This is a genomic window from Sneathiella sp., from assembly GCF_002694385.1.
Classification (GTDB): Bacteria; Pseudomonadota; Alphaproteobacteria; order Sneathiellales; family Sneathiellaceae; genus Sneathiella.
In genome coordinates this window covers 72,533-89,760 of the sequence record NZ_NZMB01000023.1, presented here as the reverse complement: position 1 = coordinate 89,760, position 17,228 = coordinate 72,533, and the positions used below count along the sequence as shown (strand labels likewise).

Annotated in this window: 20 protein-coding genes; 13 read left to right on the top strand and 7 right to left on the bottom strand. The window is 54.6% G+C overall.

All coding sequences use genetic code 11. The annotated features are described in order from the left end of the window. Positions 1–57: 57 nt before the first annotated feature. The 6 genes from CMN55_RS16255 to CMN55_RS16230 all read right to left on the bottom strand — a co-directional run bounded on the left by CMN55_RS16255 (position 58) and on the right by CMN55_RS16230 (position 2,702). Complete coding sequence (locus CMN55_RS16255) at positions 58–390, bottom strand: YacL family protein (protein ID WP_293951226.1); 333 nt, start codon at positions 388–390, stop codon at positions 58–60. Beyond that, the gene (locus tag CMN55_RS16250) at positions 387–947 is read right to left on the bottom strand and encodes an EndoU domain-containing protein (RefSeq protein ID WP_293951224.1); all 561 of its coding nucleotides are present in this window, start codon (positions 945–947) and stop codon (positions 387–389) included. The genes CMN55_RS16255 and CMN55_RS16250 overlap by 4 nt, the downstream gene beginning before the upstream one ends. Then, a complete protein-coding gene (fliP, locus tag CMN55_RS16245; RefSeq protein WP_293951222.1) occupies positions 934–1,725 on the bottom strand; it encodes a flagellar type III secretion system pore protein FliP in 792 nt (263 codons plus the stop codon). The genes CMN55_RS16250 and fliP overlap by 14 nt, the downstream gene beginning before the upstream one ends. Next, the gene (locus CMN55_RS16240; protein ID WP_293951220.1) at positions 1,722–2,024 is read right to left on the bottom strand and encodes a flagellar biosynthetic protein FliO; all 303 of its coding nucleotides are present in this window, start codon (positions 2,022–2,024) and stop codon (positions 1,722–1,724) included. The genes fliP and CMN55_RS16240 overlap by 4 nt, the downstream gene beginning before the upstream one ends. 83 nt (positions 2,025–2,107) lie before the next feature. Then, positions 2,108–2,353, bottom strand: a complete 246-nt coding sequence (locus tag CMN55_RS16235) for a hypothetical protein (RefSeq protein WP_293951218.1) — start codon at positions 2,351–2,353, stop codon at positions 2,108–2,110. A gap of 52 nt (positions 2,354–2,405) precedes the next feature. Further along, complete coding sequence (locus CMN55_RS16230; protein WP_293951216.1) at positions 2,406–2,702, bottom strand: EscU/YscU/HrcU family type III secretion system export apparatus switch protein; 297 nt, start codon at positions 2,700–2,702, stop codon at positions 2,406–2,408. Positions 2,703–3,071: 369 nt separating this feature from the next. On the opposite strand from CMN55_RS16230, the gene CMN55_RS16225 reads away from it, so the two are divergent. The 8 genes from CMN55_RS16225 to CMN55_RS16190 all read left to right on the top strand — a co-directional run bounded on the left by CMN55_RS16225 (position 3,072) and on the right by CMN55_RS16190 (position 9,648). After that, a complete protein-coding gene (locus tag CMN55_RS16225) occupies positions 3,072–3,641 on the top strand; it encodes a DJ-1/PfpI family protein (protein WP_293951214.1) in 570 nt (189 codons plus the stop codon). A gap of 149 nt (positions 3,642–3,790) precedes the next feature. Beyond that, complete coding sequence (flgB, locus tag CMN55_RS16220) at positions 3,791–4,192, top strand: flagellar basal body rod protein FlgB (protein WP_293951212.1); 402 nt, start codon at positions 3,791–3,793, stop codon at positions 4,190–4,192. Between the two features lie 24 nt (positions 4,193–4,216). Further along, positions 4,217–4,627, top strand: coding sequence for a flagellar basal body rod protein FlgC (gene flgC, locus CMN55_RS16215; RefSeq protein WP_293951210.1), 411 nt, complete (start codon positions 4,217–4,219; stop codon positions 4,625–4,627). A gap of 20 nt (positions 4,628–4,647) precedes the next feature. Beyond that, on the top strand, positions 4,648–4,977 hold the full coding sequence (locus CMN55_RS16210; protein ID WP_293951208.1) for a flagellar hook-basal body complex protein FliE: 330 nt from the start codon (positions 4,648–4,650) through the stop codon (positions 4,975–4,977). A 34-nt stretch (positions 4,978–5,011) separates the two neighbouring features. Then, complete coding sequence (gene fliQ / locus CMN55_RS16205) at positions 5,012–5,278, top strand: flagellar biosynthesis protein FliQ (RefSeq protein ID WP_293951206.1); 267 nt, start codon at positions 5,012–5,014, stop codon at positions 5,276–5,278. 14 nt (positions 5,279–5,292) lie between these two features. Beyond that, a complete protein-coding gene (gene fliR, locus CMN55_RS16200; protein ID WP_293951204.1) occupies positions 5,293–6,054 on the top strand; it encodes a flagellar biosynthetic protein FliR in 762 nt (253 codons plus the stop codon). A 6-nt stretch (positions 6,055–6,060) separates the two neighbouring features. Continuing rightward, the gene (flhB, locus tag CMN55_RS16195) at positions 6,061–7,137 is read left to right on the top strand and encodes a flagellar biosynthesis protein FlhB (protein WP_293951202.1); all 1,077 of its coding nucleotides are present in this window, start codon (positions 6,061–6,063) and stop codon (positions 7,135–7,137) included. 9 nt (positions 7,138–7,146) lie between these two features. Beyond that, positions 7,147–9,648: a hybrid sensor histidine kinase/response regulator gene (locus CMN55_RS16190; RefSeq protein WP_293951200.1), complete on the top strand. Its 2,502-nt coding sequence runs from the start codon at positions 7,147–7,149 to the stop codon at positions 9,646–9,648. A 53-nt stretch (positions 9,649–9,701) separates the two neighbouring features. Here CMN55_RS16190 and CMN55_RS16185 read toward each other — a convergent pair whose 3' ends face one another. Next, entirely contained in the window at positions 9,702–10,508 is an 807-nt protein-coding gene (locus CMN55_RS16185; RefSeq protein WP_293951198.1) for an IclR family transcriptional regulator, read from the bottom strand. 184 nt (positions 10,509–10,692) lie between these two features. Between CMN55_RS16185 and CMN55_RS16180 the strand changes: the two genes are divergently transcribed. The 5 genes from CMN55_RS16180 to CMN55_RS16160 all read left to right on the top strand — a co-directional run bounded on the left by CMN55_RS16180 (position 10,693) and on the right by CMN55_RS16160 (position 17,226). Beyond that, the gene (locus tag CMN55_RS16180) at positions 10,693–12,210 is read left to right on the top strand and encodes an ABC transporter substrate-binding protein (RefSeq protein WP_293951196.1); all 1,518 of its coding nucleotides are present in this window, start codon (positions 10,693–10,695) and stop codon (positions 12,208–12,210) included. Positions 12,211–12,272: 62 nt separating this feature from the next. Then, positions 12,273–13,190, top strand: a complete 918-nt coding sequence (locus CMN55_RS16175; RefSeq protein WP_293951194.1) for an ABC transporter permease — start codon at positions 12,273–12,275, stop codon at positions 13,188–13,190. Positions 13,191–13,201: 11 nt separating this feature from the next. Further along, positions 13,202–14,128: an ABC transporter permease gene (locus CMN55_RS16170; protein WP_293951192.1), complete on the top strand. Its 927-nt coding sequence runs from the start codon at positions 13,202–13,204 to the stop codon at positions 14,126–14,128. Positions 14,129–14,179: 51 nt separating this feature from the next. Next, a complete protein-coding gene (locus CMN55_RS16165; protein ID WP_293951190.1) occupies positions 14,180–15,814 on the top strand; it encodes an ABC transporter ATP-binding protein in 1,635 nt (544 codons plus the stop codon). Between the two features lie 17 nt (positions 15,815–15,831). Continuing rightward, positions 15,832–17,226 carry a M20 family metallopeptidase gene (locus CMN55_RS16160; RefSeq protein WP_293951188.1) on the top strand — a complete coding sequence of 465 codons (1,395 nt, stop codon included), beginning with the start codon at positions 15,832–15,834 and terminating at the stop codon, positions 17,224–17,226. Positions 17,227–17,228 lie beyond the last annotated feature (2 nt).

The following is a 17,228-nucleotide window of genomic DNA, read 5'->3' as shown; positions in this document are numbered from 1 at the left end:
TATGCGGATAAAAAATTCAATATATACTCTTTATGAGTGAAAAGTGTTAACAGTCCGTTAAGGTTTCGGGTTGTCTTTCTCCAGTCGTTTACGCCAGCAGTCGAGAATATGAAGAAATTCCTCCTGCGGACCCTCAAAGGGAGGAAGGTCCTCTTCAAAGAGCGGGGTAATGACATAGCGGTCGTGGGTCAGCAACAGGGAAAAGGCGTTGCCGGTAATCTCCGTCTCGGTGTCTTCCTGCCGGGCGAGGCGGGCATAAACATAGTCAATGAGGGCAAGATCATTCTGAATTTCTGTTTCAAAGAAAGATTCCAGAAGTTTGTTTTCAGGTGACATTTTAATATGCAGAAGGCCGGTTTTTCGGTCCCGCCGGATCTTGATCTCCATCATTTGTGGCTCCCCCTGTCGGCCACGTAAAGCGGATAGGCCGTATTTACATCACCGCTGCTGTAGCGGTAGCCTTCTATCAGGAAACCATGGCCGGACGGGCCGCGCCAGCGTGCGCCCTTGGGCAGCATGTTATTGGCAAGGGCGAAGAGAATGCTGTCGATGACCTGTTGGCGGGAAAAATCATCCGGAAAAAAGCTGGAGAATTTTTCTTTCCAGCGCCGTTCGCCGGGGTCATAAATCTCGACCATCGCGGTATAGACGCCCGCCCGATTGGGGCCGGACATCACTTTGCGGATGCGGGATTTGGCACCCATGGGTTCTTTGGGGGCAACATGAAAGCCGACAGGCTTGCCGGAACGGTTGATCTCCCCTTCAAAAATATGGGTGAGATTGATGGTCGGCTTTGTTTTGGACCAGCCGCCTCGCGTCGCGCTCTCGCCGGAAAATTGCGGTAAGAACAGCGCCGCCAGGCCGAGCAGGGCAACCAGCGCAAGGAGTAGGCCACTTTTCTTCAGGCCCGACAAAGCACGAAGTGAAATACCGCTACGTCGCGCCATTGAAGAAGCTTTCCACCAGGCTTTTCGCCACCAGGTTCCAGCCATCGACCAGCACAAAGAAAATCAGCTTGAAGGGGAGAGAAATCATCACGGGTGGCAGCATCATCATACCCATGGACATCAGGATTGAGGCGACCACCATATCAATGACGATAAAGGGGACGAACAGCAGGAAGCCGATCTCGAACGCACGTTTGAGTTCGCTGATCATAAACGCAGGCACCAGCACCTTGAGCGGAATTTCTTGTGGCGTGGCGGCCTCCTGTGTTTGGCTCAGATCCATGAAAAGCAGAACATCCTTCTCGCGGGTATGCTCCATCATGAAGGTGCGGAACGGATCGACGGTACGGTTGAAGGCTTCCGTCTCGTCGATCTGCTCTTCCATCAGCGGGACAATGCCGTTTTCATAGGCCGACTCGAACGTAGGTGCCATGATGAAGGCAGTGAGAAAGAGCGCGAGGGAGATCAGCACCACATTTGGCGGGGTCGATTGAACGCCGAGTGCACTTCTCAGCAGCGAGAGGACAACGATCAGCCGCGTAAAGGAGGTCATGACAATGAGGATGGCCGGCGCCAGGCTGAGCACCGTCATCAGGACAACAAGCTGGACGATCCGTCCGGTCAGCGGTCCGGCATCCTCCCCGAAATCAAGGGATATGGACTGCGCAATACTGTCAGAAGGCAGGGCGAAGAAGACGAGCGCGAGAAGGGCGAAAAAGCAAAGCCCCTTGCCAATGCCGGACATGGGGAGGGAGCGAAGTCTGGAAATTCCGGTCATAGGCGCTTCATTTCTATTGGATCGGCGGAGGCCGGAAGTTGGATATTCTGCTCGATCACAAGATCCCGCTCCGGCCCGAGCAGCAACAGATGTTCCCGGTCATCGCGCTTGATAAGGACCAGACGGCGCTTGGCATCTATGGCAATGACATCGGTCACGGAAAGACGTTTGGGGGCATTGGGATCGCGATTTGCACGGGGAACCATGCCCAGCCGTCGCGCCAGGAGAGTAATCAGCGCAATCAGGCCGAGAACAATGAGCAGGCCGACAATATATTTCAGGTATTGTACGGGTTCCATTGGCCAGCCATCAAAAATTTGTCCGCTCGGTTTGTCATTCCGGGCATACAGTAGCGGCCTCACATGGATTTGAAAACTATTCTTTAGGGGGCGCTGCCTTCAACGCGTTGAATATTCCGGCTGATCAGATCATGCTGCTTCTGGATTTCGTCGGAAAGAAGATTGAGCGCCTGCATCATCTGGTTCATGAACACCGTCAGACGAAGGCGATCCTCACGCGGGGCGCTTTGCACCCTTCCCTGAAGACGGACAATCTTTTCCGGCAACGAGCCCATATCAACCATCAGCCCCTGGCGGGTCTGTTCCAGATAATCCGAAATGTCATTCATGACATCGGATATCTCTGCATTTATATTTGCGATTTTTTCCATGGTACACTGGTCAATCTGGCGTTTTTTCCTGACACCGATAAAGATAGGCAAGGATTTCCGAAACCGCGGCGAATGCCTCATGGGGGATAGGGCAGTCAACCTCGATTTCCGATAAAATCTGTGCCAGATCGGAATCAGTGCGCACCTTTACACCATGAGCGAAAGCTAATTGCAAGATGCGTTCGGCAAGCGCCCCTTTGCCGCTTGCTGTGACCGTCGCAAGGGCGGCAGACCGATCCCCATAGCGCAGCGCCACAGCAAGGGGCTCGTCTGTTCGCATGCGGGCTGAATTGTCATCATCTGTCATGGTTTCGCTCCGGTCGTGCCTGACCAGTGACGTAGGTATACAGCAAATGTGATTAAATTTTGTTTACACCGTCGGGAGCATATTAATGCGGGGTGAAAATATGCAAGTTCCTTCTTGCAACGGGCTGCGGGAAAGACTATGTTCCGTTCGCCGGACAATGGCGACATTGCCTCTATTAATTGTGACCGGCGCTGTGCAGATAAACTGGCAGGAGCATTGCTCCGACTTGCACAAGTGAAACTGAACAAATGTCGTTGTGACACGATCGGCTGTTCCTGTGAGGAAAAGCCCCGCAATGTTGAATGCTCCCGTCATTCAATAATTTGATGACGCGCGGTGCCTGCGAGAGATAAGAGGAGTAAGAATTTAATGAATGACATGGAAAATGTGCTGAACGGCAAGACCGTTGCCATTCTTGTTGCTAACGGATTCGAAGAATCCCATATGACCAGCCTGCATAAGGCTCTTGTGACCACCGGCGCCGATGTCAAGATCGTCTCGCCGGAAAAAGGCGTCGTCAACAGCTGGCACGGCAATGGCTGGGGCCATTTCTTTCCGGCAAACGCCCAGCTTGAGCTGTCCATGTCCCATCATTTCGATGCGGTTGTCATCCCGGGGGGCTCCCGCCATGTGAGCCGCCTGGCCTCGGATCCGCAAACGGCCCGCTTCATGCGCGGCTTTATGGAAGATAACAAGCCTGTCGCTCTGGTTCAGGATGCCGCGCGTATTCTCGCCGAAGCTGGTCTGCTGGAAGGGCGCAGCGTCGTCGCCACTGAGGATGCCGTTGGAACGCTGACGGAAAAAGGCGTGGCAATCCATGATGGGGAACTGCATGTCGATGACATGCTTGTTACGGGCCTGTCGGCAGATGAGGCGCTGGTTGCGAACTTCGCGGATCGTATCGTCAAATATGAACCGGAAGCTTGGGAAGCCGCCTGAAAAGACGCACTGTAATGCTTATGAGACGCCTCCGCTTGCGGGGGCGTTTTTTTATGCGCTGCGGTGATGGGCGATATATGTTCATCCTCTGTTAAGATTTGTTCCTTATTGTAGGCTCAGGATAAACCGCGAACGGAAACGATCCTGAGATGAACCTGGAAAAAATTCCGCTCTTCGCCGCGCTGACGGAGAAAATGAAATGGCTGACGGCCCGCCAGAAGGTGCTGGCCCAGAATATTGCCAATTCAGATACGCCTAACTATCGTGCGCGTGATCTCAAGCCTTTGAAATTCAGAGAATTTATTCAGGGGCCTCAGGAAGAGAATGTACATATCAGCCGGACCAATACGCGCCATATTTTTGTTGGCGAGGCATCCCGATATGAATCGCAGATTGACCGGAATGTCACCGAAATGACGCCTACGGGCAATGCGGTGATGCTGGAAGAAGAAATGATGAAGGTCGCCGATACGCAAATTCAGTATGAGCTGACCACTTCGCTTTACAAGAAAAACCTCGGTCTTATCAAAACCGCCCTCGGCCGTCGCTGAGAATAACTGAAAGGATACCGTGAAATGGATCTTTTGAAAACAATGCGGATTTCCGCCTCGGGTCTTGATGCCCAGGGACAGCGTATGCGGGTGATCTCGGAAAATCTGGCAAATAAGGACAGCATGGGCAAGACGCCGGAAGAGGACCCATACCGCCGCAAGGTCATTTCATTTAAAAATGTCCTGGACCGCGAGGAGAATATTACCAAGGTGGCGGTTTCCAATATCGGCGTGGACCGCAGTGAGTTCGATCTCAAATTCAATCCGAGCCATCCGGCGGCCAATGCCGATGGCTATGTGAAAATGCCGAATGTCAATTCCCTGATCGAGGTAATGGACATGAAGGAAACCCAGCGCTCCTATCAGGCTAACCTCGGGGCCATCGAGGCGTCCAAGAAGATGATCATGCGCACACTTGATATCCTGCGGCAGTAGAAGTTAGAGAAGGGTAGATTATGGCGGATACGACAGCACTGGCTGCGACGCAGGCCTATGCCAAGGCCATCAATAACGCAGTGGGAGCCAAAGGCCCGGCTGAGGCGCTGAGCGGTGCGCAAGAACTCACCGGTCCGAGCTTTGCCGAGATGCTGGCCGAAGCAGGGGGCACGGCCATCGAAAATGGCGTCAATGCCGAGCGGATCAGTCTTGAATCCGTCACCGGGGATGCCGGTCTCGCTGATATCGTGACCGCGGTCAGCAATGCCGAGGCCACCCTTGAAACGGTCGTGGCTGTTCGTGATCGTGTAATTCAGGCTTATCAAGACATCATAAAAATGCCAATCTAGGCTGTAATCGGTATTACAGCAAAGGATTGAAACCATGAACACCGCCGATGTCGTCGATGTCGTCCGTGAGTCGATATGGGTGCTGCTGATGGTGGCGTCTCCGGTCATGCTGGTGGCCCTTGCCGTCGGTCTGATCATTGCGCTGGTGCAGGCATTGACGCAGATACAGGAAATGACGCTGGTTTTCGTCCCTAAAATTCTCGCCATTTTTCTTTCCCTGATCGTTTTCATGCCCTTTATGATCAGTTCGATGATTGAGCTGATGGAGCAGCTTGCCCAGCGGATATCTGGTCTCGGATGAGGGACGCGCGCTAGATGCTGGATGAATTCCTCAGCGTAAATATCTGGTTTTTCATGCTGGTATTCCTGCGTCTTGGGGCGGCCTTCATGGTTGTCCCGGGGTTTGGCGAAGCATTTATCCCGCCGCGCATCCGTCTGGCCATCGCACTGGCGGTCAGCTTTCTGGTTCTGCCCTTTGTCGCGCCGGAGCTGCCGCCGGAGCCTGCAACGCCGGTCGGGCTGCTGATGTTGCTTCTCGGTGAAACGCTCGTTGGCCTTGTCATGGGTGGGGTGCTGCGCCTGTTATTGAGCGCGTTGCATGTGGCGGGCTCCATCATTGCGCAGCAGTCGGGCCTTGCCGCCGCGCAATTTTTCGATCCCGCGCAAATGACTCAAGGGGCGATCACCAGTACTTTCATGACGCTGATGGGGCTGACACTGATTTTTGTGACCGACATGCATCATCTGTTTATTGAGGGGACTTTCGCCACCTATCGGGTATTCCCTGTCGGGCAGGCGCCGGATTTTGGTTCCATCAGTCAGCTTGTCGCGGATTTCGTACAGCAGTCCTTCCTGCTTGGCTTCCAGATATCCGCTCCCTTTCTGGTTTTCGGAATCACTTTTTATATGGGCATTGGCCTGCTTAATCGCCTGATGCCCCAGGTGCAGATTTTCTTTGTCGCGATCCCCCTGCAGATTATTCTTTCCTTTGCCATTCTGGCGATTACAATCGGCGCCGCGATGATGTGGTTTATCAGTTATTACGAGCAAGCGCTGTATCGCTTTCTCGGGGAATAAGGGCCGATGGCTGAAGATACGGATGACGCCCAAAAAACCGAAGAGCCAACGGCCAAACGGCTGGAAGACGCCTTCAAAAAAGGGCAGGTGCCGAAATCGCAGGAGGTCGGACACTGGTTCATGACCATGGGGATCGGACTGGTTGTCCTGATCTTTATCGCCGGGCTTGGAAAAGGGCTGGCATTTGATCTGTTGAAGTTTATCGAACAACCTCACGCCATTGCCACCGACCGGTTTCATCTTGGCGTGATCTTCGGAGATTTGGGATGGGCAGTGATCTGGGTGGTTGCGCCTGCCCTCGGCACCTTGATGCTGGCTGGTCTGATCGGCAACCTTATTCAGCACCGGCCAATTCTCTCGGCTGAGCGGATCAAACCAAAACTGGAAAAAATATCTATATTTAAAGGGTTTAAGCGACTTTTCTCATCCAAATCACTGGTTGAGTTCGCGAAAGGTTTGCTGAAGCTGACGATTGTCGGATCGGTTGCGGTATTGTTCGTCCTCCCTTCCATGAACGAGCTTCCCGTTGTCGTCTCCTATGATGTGCCGGAAGTGCTGAAACTCATTCAGGAACAGTCGCTGCTGCTGATCGCCGGTATTGTCGCGGTGATGAGCGTCATTGCCGGGCTCGACTTTCTCTATCAGCGCTTTAATCATTATAAAGAGCTGCGTATGACGAAGCAGGAGATCAAGGACGAGTTCAAGCAGACGGAAGGCGATCCTATGGTGCGGGCGCGGCTACGGGCGCTCAGGGCTGAACGTTCGCGGCAGCGCATGATGCAGGCGGTGCCGGAGGCGGATGTGGTGATCACCAACCCGACGCATTTCGCTGTCGCCCTGCAATACAAACCGGAAGAGGAGCGCGCGCCTGTCGTTGTCGCCAAGGGCATGGACAATATCGCCGCGAAAATCCGTGAAATTGCGACGGAAAATGAAATCCCGATTGTTGAAAATCCGCCGCTTGCCCGGGCCCTGCACAAGGCCTGTGACCTGGATGAGGAAATACCCTATGAACATTTTAAGGCGGTGGCTGAAATCATCAGCTATGTCATGCGCCTTAACAAATCAAGACTGAAGAATTAGACGGGCGCGATGGACCAGCAAATCGACAGGCGACGGAGAAACCGCAAATTCTTTATGGGCGTGGATGCCCGCCAGCTTGCCGCGGCTTTCTTTCTGGTCGCCGTACTGATTGTCATATCCGCGCTTCTCGGACGGGAGCTTGGCCTTGTCAATATCATTATCCTGAGCGCCATGGTCGTCGCGGCGATGGGGCTCGGCCTGTGGTACCTGATCTTTCACGGGCTTCGACAGGCGGCGAGCGGCAATCTTGACATGATGGCGGACCTGATCGCCTCCAGCCCGGAGGGGCGGCTGCTGACGACCAAGGATGGCCGTTTCATCTATGCCAATGATGCCTATCGTGAATTGCTCGATCTTTCAGGGCTGGAAGAGGCAATAACCCTTGGTGACTATTTTGCCGATGATGAGAAGGCAAGGGCGCAGCTGGAGAGGATGCTGAAGGCCGCTGTCTATGACGGGACGACAGGCGGGCGATTTGATCTGGAAACCGCGAAAGGGCGCTGGCTGTCCATACTTGCCCATTCGCTGGCGGCGCTCCCGGACAGCATTATCTGGTATGTCACCGAAACAACCGGGCAGCACAGGCTGGAAGAGGAAGAACGCCTTGCCCGCGAGAAGCTGTCAGAATATTTCAATAATGCGCCGGTCGGCTTTTACTCTCTCGATGGGGAGGGGCGGCTGTTGTTCGCCAACCGTATGTTCGCCGACTGGCTCGGATATCGCCAGGAAGAGCTGAATGCGGGCGCGCTTATTTTCAGCGATCTGGTGATCAAGGCGAACGAAGCGCAACTTGATCTGATGGAAATCGTCACGGCCGATGGCCCCCTTTATGAAGGGGAGCTGACATTGAAACGGCGAGACGGGACGCTGCTGCCGGTTCATGTTACCCAGACGATTGTCCGGGATGAGGCGGGCGCAGTGATCGGTTCGCGCTCCGTTGTGCGGGAGTTGCTGCAGGAAAAGGAGTGGCGCGAGAGGGTGGCTAATGCCGAGCTGCATTTTCGCCGGTTTTTCGAGGCGGCGCCTATCGGCATTCTGCTGCTGGACGCGAAAGGCGTGGTGATGGAAGCCAACCCAGCATTTCGCGCCCTGACCGGGACTGTTCTCAACAAGGCGATCGGCAGCCATGTAACGGACCTTGTCGATGCGGCCGATCAGAAATCGCTTCGCCAAAAGCTGATGGAGGCATCGGCAAGCGATCTGGCAGCGCCTGCGATCGAGGTGAAACTCCTTGGCGCAACGGAGGAGCGGGCGGCCAGCTTCTATATCAGTGCCATTGCGGGGGAAGACCCGGCGGATGAACGTCTATTGATCCATGTGGTGGACACCTCCATTCAGCGCAGTCTGGAAGTACAGTTTGCACAAAGCCAGAAGATGCAGGCCGTTGGCCAACTTGCGGGCGGTATTGCGCATGATTTTAATAATTTGCTGACGGCGATGATCGGGTTCTGCGACCTGTTGTTGCTGCGCCATCAGGTTGGCGACCCGTCCTATTCCGATATCAACCAGATCAAACAGAACGCCAACCGCGCGGCGGGACTTGTGCGCCAGCTCCTTGCCTTCTCCCGCCAGCAGACATTGCGACCGGAGGTGACGGATCTTACCGATGTACTGGCCGAGCTTTCAAACCTGCTGCGCCGTCTGATCGGCGAGGCGATCCAGCTTAAAATCACTCATGCGCGCGATTTATGGCTGGTCAAGGTGGACCGCGGCCAGTTTGAACAGGTGATTATCAATCTGGCCGTCAATGCCCGTGATGCCATGTCGGGTGATGGTTTGCTCACCTTCAGTACGGAAAATCTGACCATATCACCCGGCCAGAAAGACTACAATGATCTGATCCCACCGGGCGATTATATCCTCGTTAGGGTTTCTGATACCGGTACCGGCATACCCGAAAAAGTACTCGTCAAAATTTTCGAACCCTTCTTCACGACGAAGAAAGTCGGCGAGGGAACGGGGCTTGGGCTCAGTACGGTCTACGGTATCATCAAGCAGACGGGCGGGTTTATCTTTGCTGAAAATAATGAGGATATCGGTACAACCTTCAGCATATTTCTGCCTCGATACACCGAAGAGGCAAGGGCAGGCGACACAACAGACGCGCCGCAAAAGGCGGCGCATCGGGATTTGACCGGCAAAGGAACAATCCTGCTGGTGGAGGATGAGGATCCTGTCCGGCTTTTTGCCGCCCGGGCGCTCGAAAATGTGGGCTATACAGTTTTGCAGGCCGATTGCGGCGAAGCGGCGCTGGAGGTTTCGCGAGCCCATGACGGGGCGATTGATCTCCTGATCAGCGATGTGGTGATGCCGGTGATGGATGGTCCGGCGCTGGTGAAGGAAATTCTGAAAGAAACGCCGGACCTTAAGGTCATCTTCATTTCCGGCTATGCTGAGGATGCCTTCCGCAAAGACCTCGACTTCGATGTCAGCAAAATCGACTTCCTGCCCAAGCCCTTCTCTCTCAAGGAAGTGGCGAGCAAGGTCAAGGAAGTCCTGATGCGGGAGTAGGATAACCTGCCGCTCGTCGCTTGTTCGGGTGATGCGCAAAGCGGGGCGGCGTCCTATATGCCTTCATAGGTTATCGACTGGTTCTGGTGGGATATGGCGCGGGTCGCTTCCAGGAGGGCCTGAATAAGCTCTTCGGCCCGTTGTGCATTATCCCCATCAATACTATGGCTGGTGGTGGCGATGGCGCCAACGGGCGTACCGGAGATGTTGAACACTGGCGCGGATATATTGATTTCGGTCGGATTGAATTCGTTTCTGGCTGTGGCGTAGCCTTGCGCCCGGGCGAGGCGGACATCTTCCATGATTTCCTCAGGGTCAACGACCGTCATATCGGTCCGCTTGACGCGATCCGACCGGTTAATGATATCCTGTGCCTGATCTTCAGGCAAAAACGCCAGAATGCATTTTCCGGTGGCGGTGCAATAGACAGGGATGCGAAAGCCGGGATGCGCCGTGGCGTAAACGGCGCGGTTGCTTTGCAGGGCAATCAGATAGATTACCTCCGTGTCGTCATGATACCCGAACCCGACGCGATTGTGGAACTGCCGGCGCAGCTCCGCCACATGGGGTGTTGCCCGCTCTACCAGCCGGTTCGTGCTTAGAAAGGCATGGGCGTGGCGCAACACCTTGTGGGAGAGCGTATATCGGCGACTCTGGGGGTTCTTATCAAGAAACCCGAGCCTGTGCAGGGTATGCGTATATTGCTGCGCTGAGCTTTTGCTGAGGCCCGTCAACCCGACAATCTCCGACAGGCCGAGTTCAGGATGTGAGGTGGAAAATGCATCGAGAACCCGAAAGCCTTTTTCCAGCGCTCCGATTGTCAGATTATCGCCGTTCTTGGTGATGGTTTTGTTTGTCAATTTAGGTTTCTCCACAGTTGAGTCTGGCGATCACCGGCAGATTGCCCATGGTAGAGCATTTCCGGATTTTGAAAAGCGAGTTTATTTTATTGACATTATATATATTAATTTGAGAGTATATCTATAAATAATGTACTAAGTATATCAATAAAATACTTCTTTGCAATACAAACAGGGGTTCGACATGAAAAAAATCTCTCTTCCCATCGCTGCGGCGGCGATGGCTGTTCTGTTCTCGATAACTCCGGCAGCGGCAGGCAAGGACAACGATACGTTGGTTTTTGCAACCAAAACTGATCTCGAAAATCTCGATGCCTATTATAACAATGCGCGGGTTGGCATCATTCTGGCGCGTCATATCTGGGATAATCTGTTGTATCGGGATCCGGAGGATTTCAGTTACAAACCGGCGCTGGCTACTTCCTATGAATGGATTGATGATCTGACGCTGGAATTCAAGCTGAGGGAGGGAGTGACCTTCCATAACGGCGCCTCTTTCAGCGCCGATGACGTGGTTTACACATTAAACTTTGTTTCCAGTCCGGACAGTAAGGTCGTCAGCCGACGGAATGTGGACTGGATCAAGAATGTGGAAAAAATCGATGATTACACGGTCCGTATCAATCTTAGTAAGCCGTTTCCCGCCGCGCTTGACTTCGTGGCCGGACCTTTGCCGATCTATCCTCATGCCTACTATGCGGAAGTCGGGCCGGAGGGGATGAACCGCAACCCGGTCGGAACGGGACCCTACAAGGTTGTTGCGATGGAGCAGGCGAAGTCCGTCAAACTCGAAAAGAATGAGGATTATTACAAGGATAGCCCGAAAGGCCAGCCCAAAATCGGCAAGCTCGAAATGCGGACTATTCCGGATGACAATACCGCCGTTGCCGAGTTGATGACGGGGGGCGTCGACTGGATCTGGCGGGTGAATGCGGACCAGGCTGAAATGCTTGGGCAAACGCCAAATCTGGATGTCGTCGGGGGAGAGACCATGCGTGTCGGCTTTATGTCGATGGATGCGGCCGGCCGTTCCGGTGTCAAAGCGGTGCAGGATCTGAAAGTGCGGCAGGCGATCGCCATGGCGGTCAACCGGCAGGGGATTGTCGATAATCTGATGCCCAAGGGTGGGCGTGTGATCCATGCGGCCTGCTATCCCAAGCAGTTTGGCTGTACCGACGATGTGACGAAATACACCTATGATCCTGAAAAGGCGAAAGCATTGCTGGCCGAAGCCGGTTATCCTGATGGTTTCGAGGTGACTATTGATGCCTATCGGGACCGTGATCTGGCCGAAGCCATTATCGGTGATCTGCGTGCTGTCGGCATTAAGGCGGATTTGAGTTATAACAAGTATTCTGCGGCCCGGGATCGAGTCAGAAATGGTCAGGTGACGCTGAATTTCTCAACCTGGGGATCCTATTCGATCAATGATGTATCGGCGATCACGAGTAACTTCTTCCGCCAGGGACCGGAAGATCTGGCGCGGGATGCCGACGTTGCAGCGCTGCTGGAAAAGGGCGATACCTCCGTCGATCCGGAGAAGAGAAAAGCCTTTTATGCTGATGCGCTGAAGAAGATATCTTCAAACGCCTACTGGCTGCCCATGTTCACCTATTCCTATCTGTATGCATTTAATAAAGATCTGGATTTCCAGCCGTCGGCTGATGAAATTCCGCGCTTCTTTATGGCTTCCTGGAAGTAAGACCCTTCCCTTCCACCTCGGGGGAGGGCAACCTCCCCCTCCTTTTTTTGGGGAGATCGGCAATGCTGAAATATACCGTGAAACGGCTGGGTCTCGCATTGATCGTTATGCTTACCGTTTCCATCATAAGTTTTACACTTGTCCGGGCTTCGGGTGATATCGCCATTGCAGTTGCCGGTGAAGGGGCGACGGATGCGGATATTGAGGCGATCCGTCAACAATTCGGCTTTGACCGTCCGCTTGTTGTGCAATATTTCGACTGGGCGGGGGATGTCCTGACGGGAGATCTAGGCGACTCGCTTTTCTATCGGGAGCCGGTGGTCCAGCTTCTGGTCGAGAGAATGCCGGTTACCATGACGCTTGGCATCCTCTCCCTTGGGTTTGCCATGCTGCTGGCCATTCCGCTCGGCGTGCTGGCGGCGGTTTTTCCCAACAGTATAATAGATCGCATCTGTCTTGGCATTGCCGTGCTGGGGCAGGCAACACCATCTTTCTGGTTTGCGTTGCTGATGATCCTCATGTTCGGGGTGATCTGGCCGGTTTTCCCGATTTCGGGTACCGATAGCTGGCGACATTTCATCATGCCGATCATTGTTCTGGGGTATTATGTGATCCCGGCAATCATGCGCATCACCCGCGCCGGCATGATCGAGGTATTGGAATCCGACTATATTCGTACCGCGAAGGCGAAGGGGCTGAACACGCATGCCGTCCTTTTTAAGCATGCCTTGCGGAATGCGATCATTCCGGTGGTTTCCCTGCTGGCTGTTCAGCTTGGGTTCATGCTGGGGGGATCCGTGGTGGTGGAGACGATTTTTTCCATCAATGGCGTTGGCCATCTGGCCCTTCTCAGTATTGAACGGTCCGACTTTCCGATGATTCAAGGGATCGTGCTGACGCTGGCCATTCTCTATATCCTGCTGACGCTGTTTGCCGACATTCTGAATGGCTGGCTCGATCCGCGCATTCGCATATCGTGAGGAGGGGAGAGATGTCTGACACAGTTGAAAATCATCTCCAGACGGCGCCGGATGAAATAGCCGCCGTGCCTGTCGCCAGATTATCGCCAAAGCAGCAGTTGATCGCGCGTATGCGCGGGCATTTCGGGTTCAAGGTCGGGCTCATCGTGCTGGTGACATTTACGCTTGTTGCCATTCTGGCTCCCTGGATTGCGCCGCATGATCCCTATGCCCAGGATCTGGCCAACCGGCTTGTTCAACCAGTCTGGAGCGAGAAGGGAAGCTGGGCGCATATTCTGGGAACGGATTCCCTTGGCCGGGATTATCTGAGCCGCCTGATATATGGCGCGCAGATTTCTCTGGTAATTGGTTTTTCCGCCATGCTGATTTCCGGCCTGATCGGAACCGTGATGGGCATTACCGCCGGTTATTTTGGTGGCCGGGTTGATATGGTGATCAGCTTTATTATCCTGAATCGCCTCTCCATGCCGGTGGTTCTGGTTGCGCTCGCGGTGGTCTCTCTGTTCGGCAGTTCGCTGATCATTGTTATTCTGGTGTTGGGCTTTCTGCTTTGGGACAGGTTTGCCGTTGTTCTCAGAAGTGCGACCATGCAGGTGCGGGCCATTGAGTATGTCGCGGCGGCGGAGGTGCTGGGCTCTCCCGTTCGCAAAATTCTTTTTCGGGATATTCTGCCGAATGTCTCCAATCATCTGCTGGTAGTCGCGTCCATCGAAATGGCCCATGCCATTCTTCTTGAAGCATCGCTGAGCTTTCTCGGGCTTGGCGTGCAGCCGCCCCTACCGTCCTGGGGGTTAATGGTGTCGGAAGCCCGGCCTTTCATGTTTTTCATGCCCTGGCTGATTACTATTCCGGGCACGGCGATATTCATTGTTGTGCTGGCGATTAATCTTCTGGGCGACGGTTTGCGGGATGTCACCGCGCCGGAGGGGAGGAATTGAGATGAAGGTCATCATATCGGGTGCATGTTTCACTTGCAGAAGGAGACGGATATGACTGATATCGAACCGATATTGCGCATAGAAAATCTCTCCATCCCGCTGCCGGTCCATGGGGACAGGCAATATGCTGTCGAGAAGCTCAATCTGGAAGTTCGCCCGGGGGAAACGCTCTGTGTGGTGGGCGAATCCGGATCGGGAAAATCGGTGACCTCTTTTTCCATGATGGGATTGCTACCGCGGATATTGAAGCCGAGCGAGGGGAAGATACTGTTTGGCGGGCGTGATCTGCTATCCTTGCCGGAGCGGGACAGACGGCGATTGCGCGGCAGCCAGATGGCGATGATCTTTCAGGAGCCGATGTCCGCCCTCAACCCCTGCTATACGGTGGGGGAGCAAATTGAGGAGGTCATCCAGCGGCATCGCAATATGCCCGCTGCTGACCGCCGGGCACGCATCCTCAATCTGATGGAGGAGGTCCGGCTGCCCAATCCGGAGCAGCTTGCCCGCAGTTATCCGCATCAGCTTTCCGGCGGACAGCGGCAGCGGATCATGATCGCCATGGCGCTGGCGCTGGATCCGAAACTGCTGATCGCCGATGAGCCGACCACGGCGCTGGATGTGACGACACAGGCGCAAATACTTAATCTGATCAAGGAGTTGAAAAAGAAACACAACGCCGGGATCCTGTTTATTACTCATGATTTCGGTGTCGTCGCCGAAATCGCTGACCGTATTGTTGTGATGCAGCACGGCAGGGTGGTGGAGCAGGGCAGTGCAGACGAAATCCTGAACCGGCCAAAGCATCCTTATACCCAGTCGCTGATCCTGGCGGTGCCCCGCAAGCCCGACGTTGTTGAGGCGCGAGGGGTTGGCAAGCCGGTCACACTGCGGGCGGAAAATATCTGCAAAACCTTTGTCACGCCCGCAACAATGTTCAAGAAGGCGCGGACGGTGCATGCGGTCAAGGATGTTAGTTTCCTAGTCAACGAAGGGGAAACCTTCGGCATCGTCGGGGAATCAGGATCGGGGAAGACGACTCTGGTCCGCTGCCTGATCCGTCTGATTGATCCGGACAGTGGAGTAATCCGCATTGGCGATGTGGATTTTGCGACGCTTAAAACATCGGAATTGCGACGTCATCGCAAGGATGTACAGATTGTCTTTCAGGACCCCTATGGCTCTCTTAATCCGCGTCGGACCGTGGGCAGTATCATTACCGAAGGGCCGCGAAACTTCGGTGTGCCCAAGGCGGATGCCATGAAAAAAGCGCGCGAGCTTTTGAAAATCGTGCGGCTCGATCCCGACTGCGTGGATCGTTATCCGGTTCAGTTTTCCGGCGGCCAGCGGCAGCGTATCTGTATCGCCCGCGCCCTTGCCATGGAGCCAAAAGTCCTGATCGCCGATGAGTCTGTCTCGGCGCTTGATGTCTCCGTGCAGAAGGAAGTGTTGAAACTTCTGGCGGATATCCGCGACGAGTTTGGCCTGACCGTTGTTTTTATCACCCATGATCTGCGTGTTGCCGCCCAGATTTGCGATCATCTGATCGTTATGAAAGACGGGGAAATTGTCGAACGGGGCACGGTGGAGGCGGTTTTCGGCACGCCGCAGCATCCCTACACCAAAACCCTCCTCGCGGCGGAGCCGGGCAAGGACTGGGTTATCCCGACGGAATTTGAAAACGCTTGAAAGGAATGCGTATCGTTATGGAGTGTTCGCGTGACGCCGCCATCCAGTGTGGCTTTGATTATTATGATTCCGGGGCCTACTTGACGGACTTGTCCGGCAAGGTCCGCATCATGACGGAAAGCCAGAATCCGGATCGTCATGCGGTTATGCTGACATATTATGATGATAATCTGATCCCTGCATTCCGGGAGATGGGGTTTGACTGTCAAATTCTGGATAATCCGGTCAATCCGGCCTATCCCTTTCTCTATGCTGAACGGATCGAGGATCCGGCCTGTCTCACCATACTGGGTTACGGGCATGGCGATGTGGTTCTCGGCATGGAAGACAAATGGCGCGATGCCCGCTCTCCCTGGGTTCTGGAGCAGGACGGGGATCGTCTCTATGGCCGGGGCGCGGCGGATAACAAGGGACAGCATGCCATAAATCTGGCGGCGCTGGCCATTGTCCTGAAGATGAAAGGCGCCCTCGGGTTCAACGCAAAATATCTGATTGAATGCGGCGAGGAAATTGGCTCTCCCGGTCTTCTGGAGATTTGCGCTGAGAAGAAAGAATTATTGAGCGCGGATCTCCTTGTTGCCTCTGACGGGCCGCGTCAGCAGGCGGACAAGCCGACTATCTATCTGGGGTCACGCGGGCATCGATCCTTCGACCTGGTTGTCGATCTGCGTGACCGTGCGCATCATTCCGGCAATTGGGGCGGTGTGATTGCCGATGCGGGGACAGTTCTTGCGCAGGCAATTGGTTGCATCGTTGACAAAAACGGCGCCATACAGGTTCCCGGATGGCGGCCGGCCGGAATACCTGACGATGTGCGCCATGTGCTTTCCGGCCTGACATTTAATGGCGGGGAAAATCTCGGCGAACCGTTGATTGAGGATAACTGGGGGGAGCCGGGATTAAGCACGGCGGAAAAGCTTTACGCCTGGAGTTCCTTCGCCGTTATGGCGTTTGAGACCGGCACTCCTGCGCATCCTGTCGGCGCCATTCCGGGGCACGCCTGGGCACGATGCGGTTTGCGCTTCCCCCCGGGCATGGACATGCAGGACTGGGACGGAAATTTACGCCGCCATCTGGATGCGAATGGATTTCAAAATGTGCAGGTCGTGCCGCAAGGCAAGGGAAATCTGGACGCCACCCGGACGGAGCTGCATAATCCATGGGTCCGGCTGGCCTGCAAATCAATACAACTAACAACGGGGAAGGAGGTTGTTCTCCTCCCCAACCTCGCCGGGTCGCTGCCAAATGGCTGTTTTACAGACGTGCTGGGCCTGCCGACAGTCTGGGTACCGCATTCCTATCCCGGCTGTTCCCAGCATGCGCCGGATGAGCATATGCTTGGCTCCGTCGCGCGGGAGGCGCTTGGTGTCATGGCCGGTCTTTACTGGGACCTCGGGGACAGCGACACATAATC